This is a genomic window from Lactobacillus sp. MRS-253-APC-2B, assembly GCF_012843675.1.
Taxonomy (GTDB): Bacteria; Bacillota; Bacilli; order Lactobacillales; family Lactobacillaceae; genus Limosilactobacillus; species Limosilactobacillus pulli.
Window position 1 is genome coordinate 12,668 of sequence record NZ_JABAFO010000019.1, and the last position, 17,777, is coordinate 30,444.

Below are 17,777 nucleotides of genomic sequence, written 5' to 3' on the forward strand. Positions count from 1 at the left end.
GCGTTTTTACTTTTATTTATGCTCATCATAATGGTAGCGGTCGTTAAACTCGCGATGCCGCATCTTGCGTACATACTGCCAGAGATGCTTTTTTTCTTTGATTTCACCGTCATGGGCATCTTGCAGCGTGGCATTGATTGTAGCGCCGATCATGATCACCATGCCGGACAGATCCAGCCAGATCATCAGCACGATAAACGCTCCAATTGTTTTATAAGACGTAATGTTATGGGCAAAAATCATCGTGTAATAGGAAAAGACACGGGAAAGTCCCATCCACAAAAGATCTGCAATCAAGGCGCCCGGAATCACGTAGCGCAGCTTGACCAGAGCATTGGGAACAAAGTAGTACAGCAGCGTTAAGAATACAAACAGCGCCCAGAACGTAACCGGCCACTTGATCGACCTGAAGAACGTGACGTATTTGGTACTAAAGCCTAAGATCGGCTGCAGGCTGCTCAAGGTCTGTTCACCAAGCCCATATAAAATCACCAGCGTCGTCACGATAAGTAAGATGACCAGCATCCAAAGAAACGACACGGCGCGGTTTATGATCGGATTTTGGTTTTCCGCGACCCCATAGGCATGATTGACGCTGCGCTGAAAAGCCGCGATGCCCAAGCTGGTGGACCATAATGCCACGATCGCACCCAAAGTCAACGTGCCGCCGTTCCCATGCTGCAGAAAGTCATAGATAATCGGTCTTAAAAAGTCATACACTGATTCCGGAATTGCCGTCTGCAGATAGTCCAAGACGGTTTTGGCATTCAGTCCCATCATTGGCAGCAGGTTACCGACCACGATGATCGCCGGAAAAACCGACAGCAGCGTATAGTAGGCCAGGACTGCCGCTGACGCTGAAACCTGCGCCATGGTGAAGTGCTTGATAAAAAGCAGCACGAAATTTTTTATTTTATTCGGCTTTTTGTCCATGGTTAACCTGCCTTATTCAGAAATAATGATTTTAATTTTATCAGATTAGCAACGCGGTGCGGCAATGCAACATCAGAAAACATTATATCACGAAATAAAAACGCCCCTCGTGATTGAGGAGCGTGCGTTCATCAGATGCCGAAACATTGGCTAACTATTTCATCATGCCGTTTTTCAGTTACTATTTCATGTACTTTTTGGCAACTTCCTTAGCCAGCTTAGCATAGTGAGCCAGATATTCAGCGTAGTTGTCATCATACAAGTAATCAGCATCAGCTTCTGGATCTTGAGAGGTCAAGATCTTAGGGCCTTTGTCGGTAACGACCAGTGTGTGTTCGTATTGACAGCTCAGGCCACCATCTGCCGTTTTGGCCAGCCAGCCGCTTGGATCACTGGTATCAGCTTCCCAAGTACCAGTGTTAATCATGGGCTCAACGGTAATGGTCATCCCATTGCGCAGCCGAACTCCCTGACCTGCCTTGCCATAGTGAGGCACCATTGGATCTTCGTGCATCGTAGGTCCAATGCCATGGCCAACAAATTCACGCACGTCGCCGTAGCCATTTTCATCTTCGGTGTAGTGTTGAATAGCCGCGCCAATATCACCAATCCGGTTGCCAACCTTACATTGATCGATTCCCAGGTACAATGACTTGTAGGTAACGTCCATCAGGCGCTTAACCTCATCACTGGCCTTGCCGACAACGTATGACCAGCAAGAATCGCTGTAGGCGCCATCCAGATTTACGACCGTGTCGACCTTAACCAGATCATTATCCTTAAAGATCAGCTTCTTGCGGGGGAAACCATGGCAGATTTCATCATTAACGCTGATGCAGGTAGCATACTTGTAACCTTCAAAGCCGATCTGAGCGGCAATGGCGTGGGCCTTTTTGAAGTATTCGCGGGCAAATTCTTCAATTACCCAACTGGAAATGCCGGGCCGAATGATTTCACGCACCCCAATGTGCATACCGGCTAAAACGGCACCGGATTTTTCCATCGCTTCAATTTCGCGTGGTGACTTTAAACTAATCATCCAGAAAGTCTCCTTATTAATAAATTTTAATATCCTATTTAGTATATCACTCAAGGTCCCAAAATAATTCTGTGTTATACTATCCGTTGCGAATTTATTTACGAATCTATTTACGTGGAGGGAAAAACAATGGCAAAAGCATTGGTCGTATATGCCACGATTACCGGTAACAATGAAGACGTTGCCGACATCATCACCGAAGCTTTGGAAAACCAGGGCGTTGAAGTAGAAGAGACCGAAATGACGATGGCCGACGCCGCAGATTTTGAAGACGTCGATATCTGCGTAGTCTGCCCATACACTTATGACGAAGGCGCTCTGCCCGATGAAGGTCTGGACTTTTTTGATGACCTAAAAGAAGTGGATCTGAGCGGCAAAGTTTATGGCGTGGCCGGCTCCGGCGATACTTTTTATGAAGACTTCTTCTGCCTGGCCGTTGACAAGTTTGGCGAGGCCTTTGAACAGGCTGGGGCTACTAAGGGTGCCGAAAACGTCCACATCAACCTGGAACCAGATCAAGCCGATATCGACAAGTTGGATGAGTTTGCCAAGCAGCTGGTAGAAAAGGCAGCTCAAGACTAATGGCTGAATTATGGAATAAATACAAAAGCGTCATTGCCTACCTTTTTTGGGGCGTGGTTACCACCATCGTTAACATTGGCGTATTTCAATGGCTCAGTTCCGGCATTCACTGGAACTATCAGCTTGCCAATATTATCGCCTGGTTTGTTTCCGTTCTGGTCGCTTATTTAACGAACAAGGTCTGGGTCTTTGGCTCACACTATACCACGGTCCGCGCTTTTATCGTAGAGTTCATCAAGTTTTACTTCTATCGTGCCTTGACGCTTTTAATCGATATTGTCTTTATGTACGTTGGGGTAACGCTTTTAGGCTTTGACTCCGCAATTCAGCAGCTGGTCGTTAAGATTTTGGACAATGTCGTCGTCGTGATTGCCAACTATATCTTTTCCAAGTGGCTGATCTTTAAAACCAACGACAAAATCGCCAATCGTTAGCCCCTGCCAACCAGGAGTTAAGATTCGAGACCCTTAAATCTAACAGCATCGCGTGATATCAGATTTTACCAGATCTGCTATCACGCTTTTTTATTTACAATGTGCAACGTAATTTCTCATCCATTACACATTTAACCGAAATATAGATAAGGCTTCAAAAATTACCGATATCGTTCTCCTAACTTTTGGTGAAAAATTTAAGTCGTCAATGTAAAACAAGCCGCTACCCAATTCAGGATGGCGACTTGCTAAAAATCTGCATCAAGTTAAATTATAATGATCCCATCCGGATTCGAACCGGAATCGACCGCTTAGGAGGCGGATGCACTATCCAATTATGCTATGGGACCGCAACAAGAAATATTGTCGCACATTTATGGTCAATCGTAAAGTCAACAATATCTCTTTAATGTTGAATCTGAATCAATCGCGCCGCATGGCTGAAACAATGCCATCCCTGTCAAACAGCGCTGCGCAACCGCAACTGCCAGCCAGACCCGCGCTTTCTTCGACTCTAAAGCCTGACCAGCTTAATCAATCTCGGCCAGCTGCAGGCTATTGATCAGATTGTTTTTCCGCCATGCGACGGTGCTTGAGGCGAATTCCCTTGTTTTTGCGATTCTTCTTGCGATTCTTGCGCTTGGCCGGCATCGAAAAGCCATCCAGGGTATTGTGAACGCTCTTTTTAACTTCTCGCTTGCTTTCATGCTGCTCTTTTTGAATGGCACGGCTGGCTTCCTTACGTACTGGCATCTTTGCTGTTCCTTCAGTTGGCTTTTCATCGGTGACTGTTTTTTCACCAACCGTCAATTCGGTAAATTGATAATCGGTATCGGCCAAAAGCTTTTTCAGATCACGAAAATCATGATCACTGCCCAGATTAATAACTAAGCCAGGTTCGCCCTGCCGCCCCGTTCGACCAGTACGGTGCACGTATTGATCAACAGTGGTTGGCAGCTCAAAATTAACTACGGCTGGCAGCTTAGGAATGTCCAGTCCTCGGGCCGCAACATCGGTAGTCAACAGCAACTTCAACTGGCGCTTACGAAACTGGCGCAGTGCGGTTTCTCGTTCCGTTTGCCGCTGCTTGCCACCCAGCGTTGCCGAAGCGACATGCTCATGCTTTAAGCGACTGGCTGCATAGTGCAGCGTCTTGATACTGTCAAAGAAAACCAGTGCCCGAAAATCCTTGGTGTGACTCAAACGATTAAGCATCGCCGTTTTTTGACTCATCGTTCGTGCATAGACCAAGCCATGCCGAACCGGTCCACGGCTTTGATCCGTTTCACGAACGTCATAAGTGATGATATCGCGGCCAAACATGACACTGAGCTGATCAAAAGCAGCCGAACTCGTTGCCGAAAAGAAGGCCAGCTGCGTATTTAATGGCGTAGCACGCTCAATATCTTCCACCACGGCTTGCGTATCATCACGCAAAAGATCATCGGCCTCATCAATTACCAATGTCTTAAGCCGATCCAGCTTAAGATCACGATTGTCCAGCATATGCAGCACACGACCAGGCGTTCCGACGACGACATCGGGATGCTGTTTTTTAAGCATTGCTACTTGTCGTCTGAGGTTGGCACCCCCAGTCAAAGAGCGTACCTTAACCCCAATCAAATTGGCCCATTCGCGCATGACCGTAGCCGTTTGAATCGCCAGTTCTTGTGAGGGCTCCAGCACCAAAATTTGCACGCCAGCACCAGGCTCAACTTTAGGCAAGAGCGGCCAGGCAAATGCCAGCGTCTTGCCAGAACCAGTTGGCGCGATTCCTAAGACTGATTTTCCAGAAGCCAATGTTTCAGCAACCGCAGTCTGAATCTGCGTTGGCTGCTGGAAACCTTTTTCATCAAAAAGTTGTTGAAATTGTTCGATCAACAGATATCCATCCTTTAAATTTGTCAGTTAACGTCTAGCGATTGTCGTCAGACGGGAAAGTCAGTTCAGCCGAGCGACGCAGGTCATACATTACCGTGTTGACATTGCGTGCCAAATCGAACCAACGCTTGTATTTAGCTTGCTGTTCTGGATTTTCGGGATCATTGAACAGGTCAGCAAAGTCATTCATCTCATCAACCATTGAGTTTTCATAGTACTTGGCTTCCAGTGGGTGGGCCTGCTTTTCGCTGTCATAGTAAGTTACCTTGGTCGTGTCAAAGATTGAGTCAAAGACCAGCGTATCCTTAAGACCGTACACTTCAGAAACCAGATGCGAGTTGGCCGTCTTACCAAAGTTCAGCGTAACGGCAAACTTGTCATATTTCAAAATGGCCGTATCCATCCCATCAACGCCGCTTGCGATCATCGTTGGGAACAGCACGACACTGTCCGGAACGCCAAACAGCGTTACGGCACCGTAAACGGCATAAACGCCAAGATCCATCAATGCCCCACCAGCAAATTCAGCCGTGAAGATGTTTGGATATGGCTTGTCGCCGGCAATTACCTTGTCATAGCGCGAAGAATACTTCATTACCGTAATATTGGCGCCTTGAATAACTGGCATCTGCTTGAGCTGTTCTTCCGCCGCATGGAAAAGGCCCGTGTGAATGTGGCGGGCAGCCTCAACGACGCGGGCCTTTGGGTGAGCCGCCAGCAGCGATTCAATGCCTTCAAATTCGTTTGGATTGACAAAGGCTGGCTTTTCAACGATTACGAATTTGTCATTTTCAATTGCTAAGCGAACCTGTTCATAGTGAAGACTGTTTGGTGAGGCAACGTAGACCACGTCAAAGTCACCTTCATCAAAGAAATCCTCCAGACTGTCAAAAAACTGCGTAGCTCCATATGGCTTACCGAACTTTTCAGCATGTTCCTTCGTTCGTGAGTAGACTGCCGTCAGTTCGTACTTGCCCGTGGTCTTAGCCGCGTCAAGCATTTGATCAGTAATAATGTTGGTTCCAATAATCCCCAGTTTTAGCAATTCGATCACTCCTTTACAATTGCTACGTTTTATTCTAACAATTATTTCCAGTTTTTAACAGAAATGAAATCTTTCTATAACACAAAGCTGTGTATAATAAAAATCGTAAATCTATGATCAAATGAAAAATCAAGTTAAATTGAAGGGGATTGAGCAGAATGAAGAAAAAAGGAATGTTGCTTTTCGGTGCGGGACTAATGGCTGGAATCACCAGTTCGTTTGGTTTCAGCCGATCTAATAAACAAAAGCATCCCGTCGCGGCCTTGCCCGTTTTCTATGCCGGTACCTGGAAATACTACGATGAAGAGCGCGACCGTTCCCACATCATCACGATCTCACCAGAACTCAAGCTCGGCATCGACAACCAGCTGATCCCGGCAACCGTTCAGCAGGTCAGCACTGAACAGCTCGTTTACTTAGACAAGTTTGGCTATCACATCACCATTCAAGCCAATGAACAGCGCCCTGCTAAGCTGATTGATGAAGCTGATGACCAGGTCTACTACATTCAACCTGTGCAATAATTTAAATATAGCTTGGATTTGCAATTCTTAAATATTTTAATTTATATGGCTAATCCAACCATAGCTTGCGATCCACATCGCTGATTTACTTACAATTAGGCCCCATTCACGACGTTCCGCGACGGACGCCGTTTTTTATTTGCTTTTGCAAACCACGTCCGTTAGCAATGAATGGTGCCTTGATTGATAATGCATCTGATCACAACCCAACTGCAAAGCAGGCTATAATAAGCGCAAACCGATTCAAAGCAGTCGGCAAAGTTAACATAATTCATAATGAAAGAAGCGATCCAATGATTAAGAGTTTAGCCGTTTATTGTGGTGCCCATCTCGGCAATGACCCAATCTATCAAGAAAATGCCGCTGCGTTTGGCAAGAAGATGGCCGAAAATGGTATCGAGCTGGTTTATGGCGGTGGCAAGTACGGCACTATGGGCGTAATTGCCAATGCCGTACTCGATAACGGCGGGACGGTTCATGGCGTAATCACCCGTCAGCTGTATGAACGTCAAACCGCACTGGATCGCATTGAAGATCTCAAAATCGTTTCCAACATGGATGTGCGAAAAGACTTGATGATGAATCTGGCAGACGGTCTGGTGGCACTGCCAGGCGGGATTGGTACATTAGAAGAAATCAGCGAGGCCTTTTCATGGATGTCTTTGGGTGATAATGCCAAGCCTACTGCCCTATACAACGTCAATGGCTTTTATGACCCATTGCGCAACATGCTGCGGCGGATGCATGACACCGGGTTCTTAGAGCAGTCGTATCTAGACGCGATTCATTTTGCCTATTCATTTGATGATCTAATGAAATTCATGAGTCATTATCATGCCCCGGCCCGCCGACAATATCGTTAAAGTAAATAAGGGAGATTATATCATATTAATTGGTTCTTACAAACATCACTGCTTGCCTGGATTTATTCAGCTTCTAACAAGATATTCAACTGATCTTGAATGCTTTTGGCAGCAACTTTAAGCTGGTCTGCTTCCAATGGCCGCAATGGTAAAAGCGTATAGTTACCAACCCCTTGGCGTCCTATTTGGGCAGCAAAACTCAGATAGCTTTGGTACTGTGGCTGATATAATGCAACCGGCAAACTGACGCGTTCATCAGTCAATATGGCCCGTAAAATTCGCATTGCCCATAAAGCCATGCCGCTGACATCTTGACCCTGGCCTTTGATAGCATACCAGCCGTTAAGCTTGGCTTGGATCTCACTTTCATGCGGATCAATCTTGTGTCCCAGCACCGGTTTTTCCAATGGCTGACCATTAACCGTAAACGTTGACCAGATTGGCACGGCCTCGCCATCATGTTGACCATAAACCCAGCCGGCTACCGCACTGGATGCGACTTGAACCTGATCGGCAATGGCGCGTTGCAGCCGTGCAGTATCCAGTACCGTTCCCATCCCGATTACCTTGTTTTTGGGCAGCGCGGTTAAATACTGCAGATAAGCCGTGGTTACCTCGTTGGGATTGGCTAGATTAAGCAAAATCCCGTCAAAGCCGCTTTGCTTGATCTGGGGTGCAATTTGGCGCATCGTCTCCCCTACAAAAGTCAATTCGGCAAACCGCTGCTCTTTTAATAGTTCTGCTTTGCCAATTGCCAAAACGATGACATCCGCATTCTTAAGTGCTGCATAGTCTTGGATCTTGATGTTGGGCTGGATGGAAAGCGACTGCATGCCATCCAGCAGATCATTTTGCAGCCCCAGGGCCAGATCAGCATCACTGTCGATTAACACCAATTCATCAGCTGCTTGTTGAGCCACCAACAGATTAGCCAGCAATGCGCCAACGTTACCCAAACCGATAATCCCGATTTTCCGCAAACTGCATCGTCCTTTCTATTTTCATTTTTAAAGTCGATCCTAAAATAAAAGGCGCGTCTCAACTCAAGGCGCGTCTTTTGATTATTCATTCGTGGTTCCTTCTAATTCTGGGAACATGTTTAACAAATAGTCCTGAGCACCACGCGACAGATCCAAGTCGGCCTGTGCCTCAAAGGTCTCAATTCGCTCACCAACCCGCAGCTTTAATGGATCGCCAAATTCAACGTGCACACCATTCATGATCGCAATCTTAATTAATTTTTGCACGCTGTCGGAATACTGACTGGCCAGTGCCTGTAGTGGATGCGTTGAACGCACGAAACTGGTGTAGCGGTCGTTGGCAATCTTTAGACCAAAGCTCAGCAGATCGCCCTTAGCCAGTTTTTCAGCCACCTGACCACCGATCGTCAGCGTTGGGTCCTCCACGCGCCGCATAACAAAGCTCAGTGCTAATTTGTATTCGCGCGGGGCATGGAACTGTTCACAAAACTCGCCCAGTTTTTCAATCAGATTCATGGCTTCCTCACGCATCCAGTCAGTCTGCTCATCTGGTGCCTGCAAAGCAACCTCGTTATTGCGCTCAATAGCCTGCTGCATCTTTTCGCTAAGATTTTCTGGCATTGGCGAAACCAACGTGTAGAGCATAAACAGCTCTAAGAAGTTCAGCGTATCCTCACTGATGCCGCCCTTGGCAAACGGATCCAGGTCAAACGAGCGGAAACTGATGAACTGAATGCCGTCCTTTACGATTTGACGCAAGCTGTCATCGTCATGTTTACCATGCAGCCGAACCGGGCCAAAGAACTCTTGTGGGCCATAGTAGGTACCATCTTCCAGATATTTGGAAATTTGATCAACAAAGCTATCCAGACTTACATAGCTTGGCCGCTCAGCTGGTAGATTGTCGTAGCCATAAGTGCTGTTGCGAAAACTCCGGACTGGCAATTGAATATGCTCTGGCATGTCGTGTTCTACGGCTTCAGAAACTGGGCTGGCACCGTACAGATACGTAAACAGCCACCGCCACAGACAGAAGCATTGGGCCATCTTAAAGTAGACCGTATTTTGGAAAGCGGCCTGACTGGCAAAATCATCCTTAAAGATCTGCTCATACAGCGTATCCAACAGCTCTTGATCCAGGTTAAAGCCAATGTGCGCGCCTCCCAGCATCATCCGCTTGATGCCATACTTTTCGCGCAGATAGTTGGTGTATTCCTTATTCCAGGGCTGTGAGCAGTTGTTGCCAACAAATTCCAGATCGTGCTGATACTCAGGAGCCGGTGCCAGGCTCAAGGGCCAAATGCGCTCATCTTCATGCATCTGGCTGTCGACGATTTGTTCTAAAACCCGTAGTTGCTGACAAGTCGCCTTGCTTCCTCTGGTGATTGGCGTGATAAATTCCATCATATTATCGGAAAAGCCACTCGCAAGATATGGATTTGTCTTACGTGAGCTGAGATTCTTTGGGTACTCGTAGCGACTGGCCCGTCCATTGGTCAAAATGCGGTGCTCTTCCAGACGCAGACCGAAGCTGGCATTAAACATCCGCTCGTTTAATGGACCCTCGCTCAGCAGTTCTAATAGTTCGGCTCGTTTTTCAGCCATAATTCTTCCCCCTTCAACCAATGCCTAGACGCATAATTATCTAAGACATCAGCTGCTCGCCTTCGTCATTAATTGCGAGCAACCAAAAAAGACCAGCCGCCTTTTCAGGAATGCAGATCTCGGTGGTTGTTTCTTCAACAGTCTATTTTAGCAAAACTTTAATAAAATGGGGTCATTATCGTAAATTAAATCTTATATATTCAATTTGCTGGCGAATACGAAATTTATCAGGCAGTTGAAGCGACAAATCTGCTTGATCATGTTAGGCTAGAAGCAAATATTTTAAAGAAGGCGCTTTCGTATGACGGAAAAGAAATTAACTAAAATTACCATGACCCCTCAAGCCAGCGAATGGTTCCGCACTGAAATGCATCTGCACCCTGGCAACGGCATTAAGCTATTTGGTAAAGGATATGGTGAAACCAACGCCCATCAAGGATTCTCGCAAGGAATTGGTCGCTGCGATCGTCCCGTTGATCCGGTAGTCGACCAGGTGATTGATGGTATTCACTACTATATTCAAGCTTTTGACTACTGGTTCTTCAATGGTCTGGATGTCGCTATCGACTATGACGCGCAGATTGATGGCCCACTGATGCACTTTACGCCGAATGATGGCTCAAAGCTGGACGCGACAACCGGAGCCTCCCAGCACGTTTAAGCAAAAGTATCAGAAACATCCGGGCATACTTTGGTAAGATGAGGCATCCTAACTCGTCTTGGCATGGCTGTTTTAAATTGCCCCACAATGTTTGCCATTCATGATCCGATCAATGCGTCTATGCAATTTTAGGTTATTTGCCACCCCACCTCATAACCTGCTCAGACAAGACACATGACCAATCTGAGCACTAATTATCATGATTTTTAATTTACGAAAAACTTTTGAAAGTGGTATAGTTAAGACATAACTTTCGCTTGTATATCCGTAAGTCAAACTGACACTAGGAAAAGCATTCTTGCCTTCCCAGTGTCAGTTTTTTTATTTGAGAAAGGGGAATTTGATTTTTATGGAGCAAACGAACGAACAACGGGTCAGCAGAAAAACCAACCTGTCAATCATTGGTACTGCTGGCCTCGCCTTTTGTGGCGTTTTGGTAGAAACCTCAATGAACGTTACGTTTCCAACTTTAATGCGTGACTTCCATCAAGGTCTTAACGCCGTGCAGTGGGTCGCGACCGGCTATCTGCTGGCCGTGGCTTTGACGGTTGTTCTGGCCGCTTTTTTGCAGCGGCGCTTTAAGCTGCGCAGCCTGATTATCACCTCTACGCTGGCCTTTATCGTTGGTGGTCTGCTTTGTGCCCTGGCGCCTCAGCTGTGGGTGCTGCTTTTAGGGCGGCTGATTCAAGGGATCAGTACTGGGCTGGCCATGCCGCTGCTGTTTTTCATTATCATGCAGCAGGTTCCGTTTGCCATGCAGGGTACCTATGCCGGTCTCGGTGGTATGGTGATTGGTCTGGCGCCTTCTTTGGGACCAACATACGGCGGTTTGATTACCCAATTTATCAACTGGCGCGTAATTTTCCGGATTGTTTTGCCAATCGGGATTATTTTTGGCTTGAATGGCATCGTTAACGTTCAACAGCTAAGCAAGCCTACTGCCATCCGTTTCCAATTGCTACAGTATCTGTTGGTTGCCATTGGCTTTATCTGCTTGGAAATGGGGCTAAACAATGCCGGTACCAGTGGTTTTGGCTACTTGACCTCACATCGCGAGCATCCCTTGGTCAACACCAATGTTTTTGCTGATTCAATCTATCTGCCATGCTTATTGCTGTATTTTATGGTTCAGTTCATTCAAATCGGCATGACGTTCCTTTTGCCAAACTGCGCGCAGTTGACGCTGCATCAGAATTCTTTTGTCGTTGGCCTGATGCTTTTGCTGGGGGCATTGATCTCAGCTGTCCTTTTGCCACTGACTGGCCGCCTGTTGGATCAATCGGGAATCAAAAAGCCACTGATCTTTGGTGCGCTGTTTACTAATCTGGCCGTAATCTTGATGTATGTTTTTAGTGGTCAGCTCTCAATGTGGTCGCTGACGATCTTTTACGCGGTCTATATGGTCGGTTTTGGTTTCTTATTCAATAACGTCATGACATATGGACTGCAGCACTTAAAACCACAGCTGGTTGGCGACGGCAATGCCCTGTTCAGTACCCTTCAGCAGTATGCCGGCTCAATCGGCACGGCCGGGGTCTCCACGATTCTGGCAATCACTGCTGCTCAGCTGCCTCATCAAAGTACCGTCGTTCAGACTGCCATGGGGACTAAGTATTCATATGTCTTGTTTATCATTGGCGCCTTAATTATGGACGTTTTGATCATTGATATCTGGAAACAAATTGGTAAGGAAAAGCATTCATTTGAGCTGCTTGACCAAGATAAACAGCAATTCTGATCGATAGGCAGCCGCAAATGCAAACAGCACTAGACTTAGACATCGAAAGTCTGATCGAGTGCTGTTTTATTTTTGAGTAAATTGATGATGAGAGCTTGATTGGATGCAAGAGACCCTAACAGTTGATTGACACCATAAACCTATGACTATCGTTTCTAAGATGTCTAACGTTCGCAACTATTTATCATGCTTGTTCAAGAGGAGATGCAGACGAGTTCTCAACAGCTGGCAGCTAAAGTCTCTGATTTCATACCGGTAGAGATGCGGCTGCTGTTTAACAATCTCAATTTTCATACCGGTAGAGATGCGGCTGCTGTTTAACAATCTCAATTTTAGCAAGAGCCAAATTCTTCAGTAGCTAAATTTTCCAAACCCGTCCAGACAGAACCATGACCGCAAACCAAAAGCGCCACCTCAAGATCCAAGGCTGTTATGACAAGCCTCGTCTGAGATGACGCTTTTATCAATTATCGATTAATTATTATGACGACGAGTCGCCTTATTCACCACTAGCACCATAGTTTTTGAGTACTCGTGCGCTTGGATCGTCAACGTCACAGTTCTCCCATTCCTTGTTTGGCATCCAGAAGTCTTTGATCCATTTTGCTTTTCCCGGGAAATATTCCTCAAAAATATCACGATACATCAATGACTCCTTGGTAAACGGCGTGCAGTATGGATACTTTTCCTTGGCGTTGGCCACGTCTTCATCCGTGTAGCGCGTTTCAGCGTAGTCCTTCAAGTCATCAACCAATGAGTGACCAACCGCATCGCTAAAAGCAGCCTTTTCCCGCATGATGATGTCATCTGGCAAATATCCTTGCCCAGCAAACGCTTGCCGCAACAGATACTTGCCCTTGTGATAGTGGTTCATCTTCAGTTCTGGATCAGTTGACAGCGCGTATTCGACAAAGTCCAGGTCGGCAAATGGTACCCGGCCTTCCAATGAGTTGGAAGAAATGCAGCGGTCAGCCCGCAAAACATCGTACATGTACAGCTCGTGTACCCGCTTCAATGATTCTTTTTGGAATTCTTCTGCGTTGGGAGCAAAGTCTGTGTATTTGTAGCCAAACAGCTCATCAGAACATTCACCGGTCAAAATCACCTTCAAATCAGTGTTTTCATGAATCTTTTTGCAGAGCAGATACATCCCGATTGAAGCCCGAATCGTCGTAATGTCCCAGGTTTCCAGCTGGTAGATGACCTCATGCAAAGCGTTGAGCACGTCTTCGCGCGTCATGATAAATTCGGTATGATCAGTTCCCAGATAATCGGCAACCTCCCGCGCGTACTTGAGGTCGATCGGGTTGCGGTCCATCCCAATTGCAAAGGTCCGAATCGGCTTGCCTAACAGCTTGGTAGCAATCGAGCAGACCAGCGATGAATCCAAGCCCCCAGACAGCAGGTAGCCAACTGGCGCATCCGAGTTTAGGCGCTTGCGCACGGCTTCGACCAGTTTTTCGCGCAGAGTGCTGGCTGCCGTGGCAAAATCATCGGTCCGCATCATCTGAACCGTCGTAGCATCATGGTAGCAGACGAACTTTTCGCCATCATAATAATATCCTGGTGGGAAAGGATAGATCTCATCGCAAAGATCCATCAGCGCCTTGGCAGTTGAGGCAAACGACATCTTATGCTCGCCTTTGGTATAGCCATAAAACATTGGTCGAATGCCGACTGGATCACGGGCGGCAACTACGCGCTTAGTAGTTTGGTCGTACAAGACAAAGGCAAATTCCGCGTCCAGCATCTTGCACATTGTATCCAGACCATATTTTTTGTAGAGTGGAATCAAAACTTCACAGTCACTGTTGCTGACAAACTCGTACTCGGGAGCTAAGTTCTTTTCCAATGCATAATAGTTGTATATTTCACCGTTGCAAACTAAGATACAGTCATCATTTACAAACGGTTGCATTCCGCGCTCTGACAAGTCCATGATAGCCAGGCGATTAAAGCCAAAGACCTTATCATCCATTGAAATCGTCCGAGTCATATCAGGTCCACGATCGTTCAACTTAGCCAAGGCGTCCGCAAAAGCCTTGGGTGCAAACTCACTGGAACCAGCGGCTAAAAATCCACACATCTCGTTCTCCTCTTTCCTCTTAAAACATTAAATATTAAAATATAGTATATCGCACAGTTCAATTTTAATAAACTTCTAATTTTAAGGATACCGTGTTTCCCGTAGGTAGGAACTTAATATTTAATTGTTTTTTGACACTCATCATTAAAAATCATTAAGCCCAACGTTACTTTTTTTATTTAATCGATGTAAAAATCGCTTTCATCAAAAATTTATAAATATCCATAATCTCATGGCTGCAGATATCAATTTCGAAAGGCTTGGTCTACTATGATTAAACATCAATATCATTCCCCATTAGGTACCATGACCATGCTAGCAAGTGACAAAGCTTTGCATGGTCTTTGGTTTAACGGCCAAAAACATTTCGGTGCCGGCTTCACGCTGGATGAGATTGCCACTGCGCAAAATTCGATTACTAAACATACGGCTGCCTGGCTTGATCAGTATTTTGCCAAGCAGGCTCCCGACCCGCGTGAGATTCCGCTGGCCTTGGAAACCACGCCTTATCGGCAGCGCATTCTAAATACATTGCTGACGATTCCTATTGGGAGCACCATCACCTATCAAGAACTGGCCCAACAAGCCGCTCCTCATCAAAAAATAGCACCGGGAGCCGCGCGAGCAGTCGGTGGCGCCGTCGCACATAATCCGATCCTGATTCTGATACCATGTCATCGCGTCATCGGCAGCGATGGCAGTCTGATCGGTTATGCTGGCGGTACTGAGCGCAAGCTGGCTCTGTTACGATTAGAGGGTATCGACTTCTGAAACAGAAAAGATCTCACCGACATTCGATGAGATCTTTTTGACTTTAGCTTTAATTTTAGTGGAATTGCATACCGCCATCGACTTCCAGCGTTTGACCAGTAATGTAGTCAGAGTCTGGACCTGCCAGGAAGGCAACAGCATTAGCAACGTCTTCTGGTTCAGACAGACGCTTCAGAGCAATATCTTTAGCAAACGTCTGCATACCCCATTCATCGCTCTTGCCGGCATTCTTACCAACTTGGTGAGCAATGTCCATCATCATTGGGGTCTTAACAATCCCAGGAGCGTATGCGTTGACCGTCGTGCCTTCTTCAGCCAGTTCACGTGCCGTAACCTGCGTGATACCACGGATGGCAAACTTGGAGCTGGAGTAAACGGTCAGGTTAGGGTTACCAACGACACCGGCTTGTGAGGTAGCGTTGATGATCTTGCCTGGGTGACCAAGCTTCTTGAAGGCAGCATGGGCAGCCTGAACGCCCCAGATCGTACCACCAACGTTGATGCTGTAAACATTTTGCAGATCTTCTGGTGTTACCGTGTCAATTGGCGTCGTTGGTGCAACACCTGCATTGTTAACCATCACGTTGAAGTCGCCATAATGTTCAACGGCTTGGTCAACGGCTGCAAAAACTTCATCACGCTTGGAAACGTCAGCCGTAACAGCGAAAGCTTCACCGCCGTTTGCCTTGATACCTTCAACTACCTTTTGTAGTGCATCCATGTGACGAGCAACTACAACAACTGAGAAACCATCCTTGGCCAAACGTTCAGCGATTGCCTTACCAATCCCTTGACCTGCACCGGTAACTAATGCAACTTTTGCCATAATTGATTGCCTCCTAAAGATTGTGAATTTACCATCAAACTGTTGTGATTATTCTAAACGAACTCCGCTAAAAAGTAAATTAATTTTGCTAATGTAAACACATTGAAAACGATTTTTAGCCCACTCAACAAAAAAAGTTAAATTATGAGCAAAGTTTTAATAAGCAAATCTATTTATAACGTATCAGTCTGATGGTTGCTCAATCGTTTGTCATTTTCGTTTGGCCACTGATTCTAGTAGATTAATTGCAAAATATATAGGAAAAATTTTCTTAAAGGTACCCCTTGAAATAATAGAGATTAGCTGTGTTAACCAAATAATTTCTTCTCTTTGCTAATTAACCTTAATCATTTCACTGTCCTTGGATATAAACTCCTTGTAACGTTTAATTATGCCTAGCCGAAAATCCCGTGACTTTAGTCATGGGATGGATAGGCTCACTCAACGTCCATTTGGACGCTTTTTCTTTTGGAGTGCATTGTATTTTTGATTGTTGATATAGTTTTCCACTACATCTTTACTCATATTGCCAAGCGTACTCATGTAGTAGCTTGGCAACCATAAATGCCCACCCCAATATTGTGATTATCGAATTTCTGGATGCCGTTTGAGAAAAAATAAATACACTTCATCCTTTATGGCACTAGTTGGCGCCTTGCAAAATTGATCGGCGCGTGAACATGATCCAGCATGACTTCCAGCTTTTCCATCACAATATCGCTATTTTTTGCGACCATTCGCAGTATGTATTTCATTTCATCGGCTAGTTTTTTAGTAGCAAAGGTCTGGGGACGATACTTGGTTACCCAGATTAAGTGATAATGAAAATTATAGATATATCGACAAGAACACCTCAATCGTCATAGTCATTAGCTGATGATATAATCCAATTAAAGGAGGTGAAAAAATGAAGTCAATGGCACAGTTAAAATATCATTATGGATTGAAGGTTCGCATCTATCCGAGTGATTACCAGAAACAAATAATCAAGGTTAACAGCGATGCGAGTCGTTTCGTCTATAATGAGATGGTTGCGATCGGTAAAGAACTCTGGCAATTAAACCGAATCAAACTGTCAATTGATACGGTTCAAGATCGGATCCAACAGCTAAAGCTTCGTCAAAACGCTAAGCAGATGTCAAATCATTTCCAATTTTTAGAAGATAAGCGTATTGACAGTCTTGCTAAGGCTAATGCAATTCAAAACTATCACAAGGCTTGGAACGCTTTTCGCAAGGTTCATGAAGCCGGTGTGCCAAAATTTCATCGTAAAAGCTATGCTTGGCGATACCAGACCAACTGTCAATATCCAAAGCAAAAGACGGCCCGGCTAGACAATGGTACCGTCTGCTTTGAAGATCGCAAACATATCGTGGTACCCAAACTAGGACGTTTGCGTATCAAAGGCGCTCAGCAGCGACTATTGGATCGTCAAGGCGAGACACGCATTGGTACGGTAACCATTTCCAAAGATGCCGCCGATCGATTCTTTTTGTCGCTGCAATTAGGTTCAGATACGCCTTTTGTTTCTAAGCTTAGCCGCACTAATCGACAAATTGGCATTGACCTAAACACAGAAAACTTTCTGACTGCCAGTGATGGTCGAACCATCGCCAACCCACGCTACTATCGAACAATCAAGGGAAAATTAGCTAAAGCACAGCGCACTCTTTCACGCCGACAGCGCCGGGCTAAAAAAGAGCAGCGTTCCTTGCGAGAAAGCAAAAACTACCAGAAGCAGCGTTTGTTAGTAGCTAAAATCCATGCACGGGTATTTGACCGCCGCCATGATTTTCTCCAACGCACGTC

Annotated in this window: 17 protein-coding genes, 1 tRNA gene and 1 pseudogene; 9 read left to right on the forward strand and 10 right to left on the reverse strand. The window is 45.9% G+C overall.

What is annotated here, in order from left to right:
* Positions 1 to 12 precede the first annotated feature (12 nt).
* Both HF864_RS08170 and map read right to left on the reverse strand, forming a co-directional pair.
* On the reverse strand, positions 13 to 933 hold the full coding sequence (locus HF864_RS08170) for a YihY/virulence factor BrkB family protein (protein ID WP_169462494.1): 921 nt from the start codon (positions 931 to 933) through the stop codon (positions 13 to 15).
* Positions 934 to 1,114: 181 nt separating this feature from the next.
* Positions 1,115 to 1,972, reverse strand: coding sequence for a type I methionyl aminopeptidase (gene map, locus HF864_RS08175; RefSeq protein WP_169462495.1), 858 nt, complete (start codon positions 1,970 to 1,972; stop codon positions 1,115 to 1,117).
* A gap of 129 nt (positions 1,973 to 2,101) precedes the next feature.
* On the opposite strand from map, the gene HF864_RS08180 reads away from it, so the two are divergent.
* Both HF864_RS08180 and HF864_RS08185 read left to right on the forward strand, forming a co-directional pair.
* Positions 2,102 to 2,554: a flavodoxin gene (locus HF864_RS08180; RefSeq protein ID WP_169462496.1), complete on the forward strand. Its 453-nt coding sequence runs from the start codon at positions 2,102 to 2,104 to the stop codon at positions 2,552 to 2,554.
* Positions 2,554 to 2,988 (forward strand): GtrA family protein, encoded by a 435-nt coding sequence (locus tag HF864_RS08185; RefSeq protein WP_169462497.1) that lies wholly within the window; start codon positions 2,554 to 2,556, stop codon positions 2,986 to 2,988. Before HF864_RS08180 ends, HF864_RS08185 begins: the two co-directional genes overlap by 1 nt.
* Before the next feature lie 277 nt (positions 2,989 to 3,265).
* On the opposite strand, the gene HF864_RS08190 is transcribed toward HF864_RS08185, so the two are convergent.
* A tRNA-Arg gene (locus HF864_RS08190) sits at positions 3,266 to 3,338 on the reverse strand.
* On the opposite strand from HF864_RS08190, the gene HF864_RS08195 reads away from it, so the two are divergent.
* Complete coding sequence (locus HF864_RS08195; RefSeq protein WP_169462498.1) at positions 3,311 to 3,550, forward strand: hypothetical protein; 240 nt, start codon at positions 3,311 to 3,313, stop codon at positions 3,548 to 3,550. The two genes, HF864_RS08190 and HF864_RS08195, sit on opposite strands and share 28 nt — an antisense overlap.
* Here HF864_RS08195 and HF864_RS08200 read toward each other — a convergent pair.
* Positions 3,544 to 4,869, reverse strand: a complete 1,326-nt coding sequence (locus tag HF864_RS08200; RefSeq protein WP_169462499.1) for a DEAD/DEAH box helicase — start codon at positions 4,867 to 4,869, stop codon at positions 3,544 to 3,546. The two genes, HF864_RS08195 and HF864_RS08200, sit on opposite strands and share 7 nt — an antisense overlap.
* Positions 4,870 to 4,903: 34 nt before the next feature.
* A complete protein-coding gene (locus tag HF864_RS08205; RefSeq protein WP_169462500.1) occupies positions 4,904 to 5,914 on the reverse strand; it encodes a Gfo/Idh/MocA family oxidoreductase in 1,011 nt (336 codons plus the stop codon).
* 158 nt (positions 5,915 to 6,072) lie between these two features.
* On the opposite strand from HF864_RS08205, the gene HF864_RS08210 reads away from it, so the two are divergent.
* Both HF864_RS08210 and HF864_RS08215 read left to right on the forward strand, forming a co-directional pair.
* Positions 6,073 to 6,438: a DUF4828 domain-containing protein gene (locus HF864_RS08210; protein ID WP_169462501.1), complete on the forward strand. Its 366-nt coding sequence runs from the start codon at positions 6,073 to 6,075 to the stop codon at positions 6,436 to 6,438.
* A 293-nt stretch (positions 6,439 to 6,731) separates the two neighbouring features.
* On the forward strand, positions 6,732 to 7,301 hold the full coding sequence (locus HF864_RS08215; protein ID WP_169462502.1) for a TIGR00730 family Rossman fold protein: 570 nt from the start codon (positions 6,732 to 6,734) through the stop codon (positions 7,299 to 7,301).
* Between the two features lie 62 nt (positions 7,302 to 7,363).
* Here the strand turns inward: HF864_RS08215 and HF864_RS08220 are convergent, their stop codons facing one another.
* Together HF864_RS08220 and HF864_RS08225 are read right to left on the reverse strand one after the other, a co-directional pair.
* Positions 7,364 to 8,281 carry an NAD(P)-binding domain-containing protein gene (locus HF864_RS08220; protein ID WP_169462503.1) on the reverse strand — a complete coding sequence of 306 codons (918 nt, stop codon included), beginning with the start codon at positions 8,279 to 8,281 and terminating at the stop codon, positions 7,364 to 7,366.
* An 81-nt stretch (positions 8,282 to 8,362) separates the two neighbouring features.
* Entirely contained in the window at positions 8,363 to 9,886 is a 1,524-nt protein-coding gene (locus HF864_RS08225; RefSeq protein WP_169462504.1) for a glutamate--cysteine ligase, read from the reverse strand.
* 301 nt (positions 9,887 to 10,187) lie between these two features.
* Between HF864_RS08225 and HF864_RS08230 the strand changes: the two genes are divergently transcribed.
* Positions 10,188 to 10,547 (forward strand): iron-sulfur cluster biosynthesis protein, encoded by a 360-nt coding sequence (locus tag HF864_RS08230; RefSeq protein ID WP_169462505.1) that lies wholly within the window; start codon positions 10,188 to 10,190, stop codon positions 10,545 to 10,547.
* Positions 10,548 to 10,896: 349 nt separating this feature from the next.
* On the forward strand, positions 10,897 to 12,285 hold the full coding sequence (locus tag HF864_RS08235) for an MFS transporter (RefSeq protein ID WP_169462506.1): 1,389 nt from the start codon (positions 10,897 to 10,899) through the stop codon (positions 12,283 to 12,285).
* 499 nt (positions 12,286 to 12,784) lie between these two features.
* On the opposite strand, the gene asnB is transcribed toward HF864_RS08235, so the two are convergent.
* Positions 12,785 to 14,371, reverse strand: coding sequence for an asparagine synthase B (gene asnB / locus HF864_RS08240; protein WP_169462507.1), 1,587 nt, complete (start codon positions 14,369 to 14,371; stop codon positions 12,785 to 12,787).
* 270 nt (positions 14,372 to 14,641) lie between these two features.
* On the opposite strand from asnB, the gene HF864_RS08245 reads away from it, so the two are divergent.
* On the forward strand, positions 14,642 to 15,142 hold the full coding sequence (locus HF864_RS08245; RefSeq protein WP_277346635.1) for a methylated-DNA--[protein]-cysteine S-methyltransferase: 501 nt from the start codon (positions 14,642 to 14,644) through the stop codon (positions 15,140 to 15,142).
* A gap of 55 nt (positions 15,143 to 15,197) precedes the next feature.
* On the opposite strand, the gene HF864_RS08250 is transcribed toward HF864_RS08245, so the two are convergent.
* Together HF864_RS08250 and tnpA are read right to left on the reverse strand one after the other, a co-directional pair.
* Positions 15,198 to 15,971: a (S)-acetoin forming diacetyl reductase gene (locus HF864_RS08250; RefSeq protein WP_169462510.1), complete on the reverse strand. Its 774-nt coding sequence runs from the start codon at positions 15,969 to 15,971 to the stop codon at positions 15,198 to 15,200.
* Positions 15,972 to 16,409: 438 nt separating this feature from the next.
* Positions 16,410 to 16,825, reverse strand: a pseudogene (gene tnpA, locus HF864_RS08255) (IS200/IS605 family transposase).
* A 50-nt stretch (positions 16,826 to 16,875) separates the two neighbouring features.
* On the opposite strand from tnpA, the gene HF864_RS08260 reads away from it, so the two are divergent.
* On the forward strand, positions 16,876 to 17,777 hold a 902-nt coding region (locus HF864_RS08260; protein WP_169462508.1), incomplete at its 3' end, for an RNA-guided endonuclease TnpB family protein.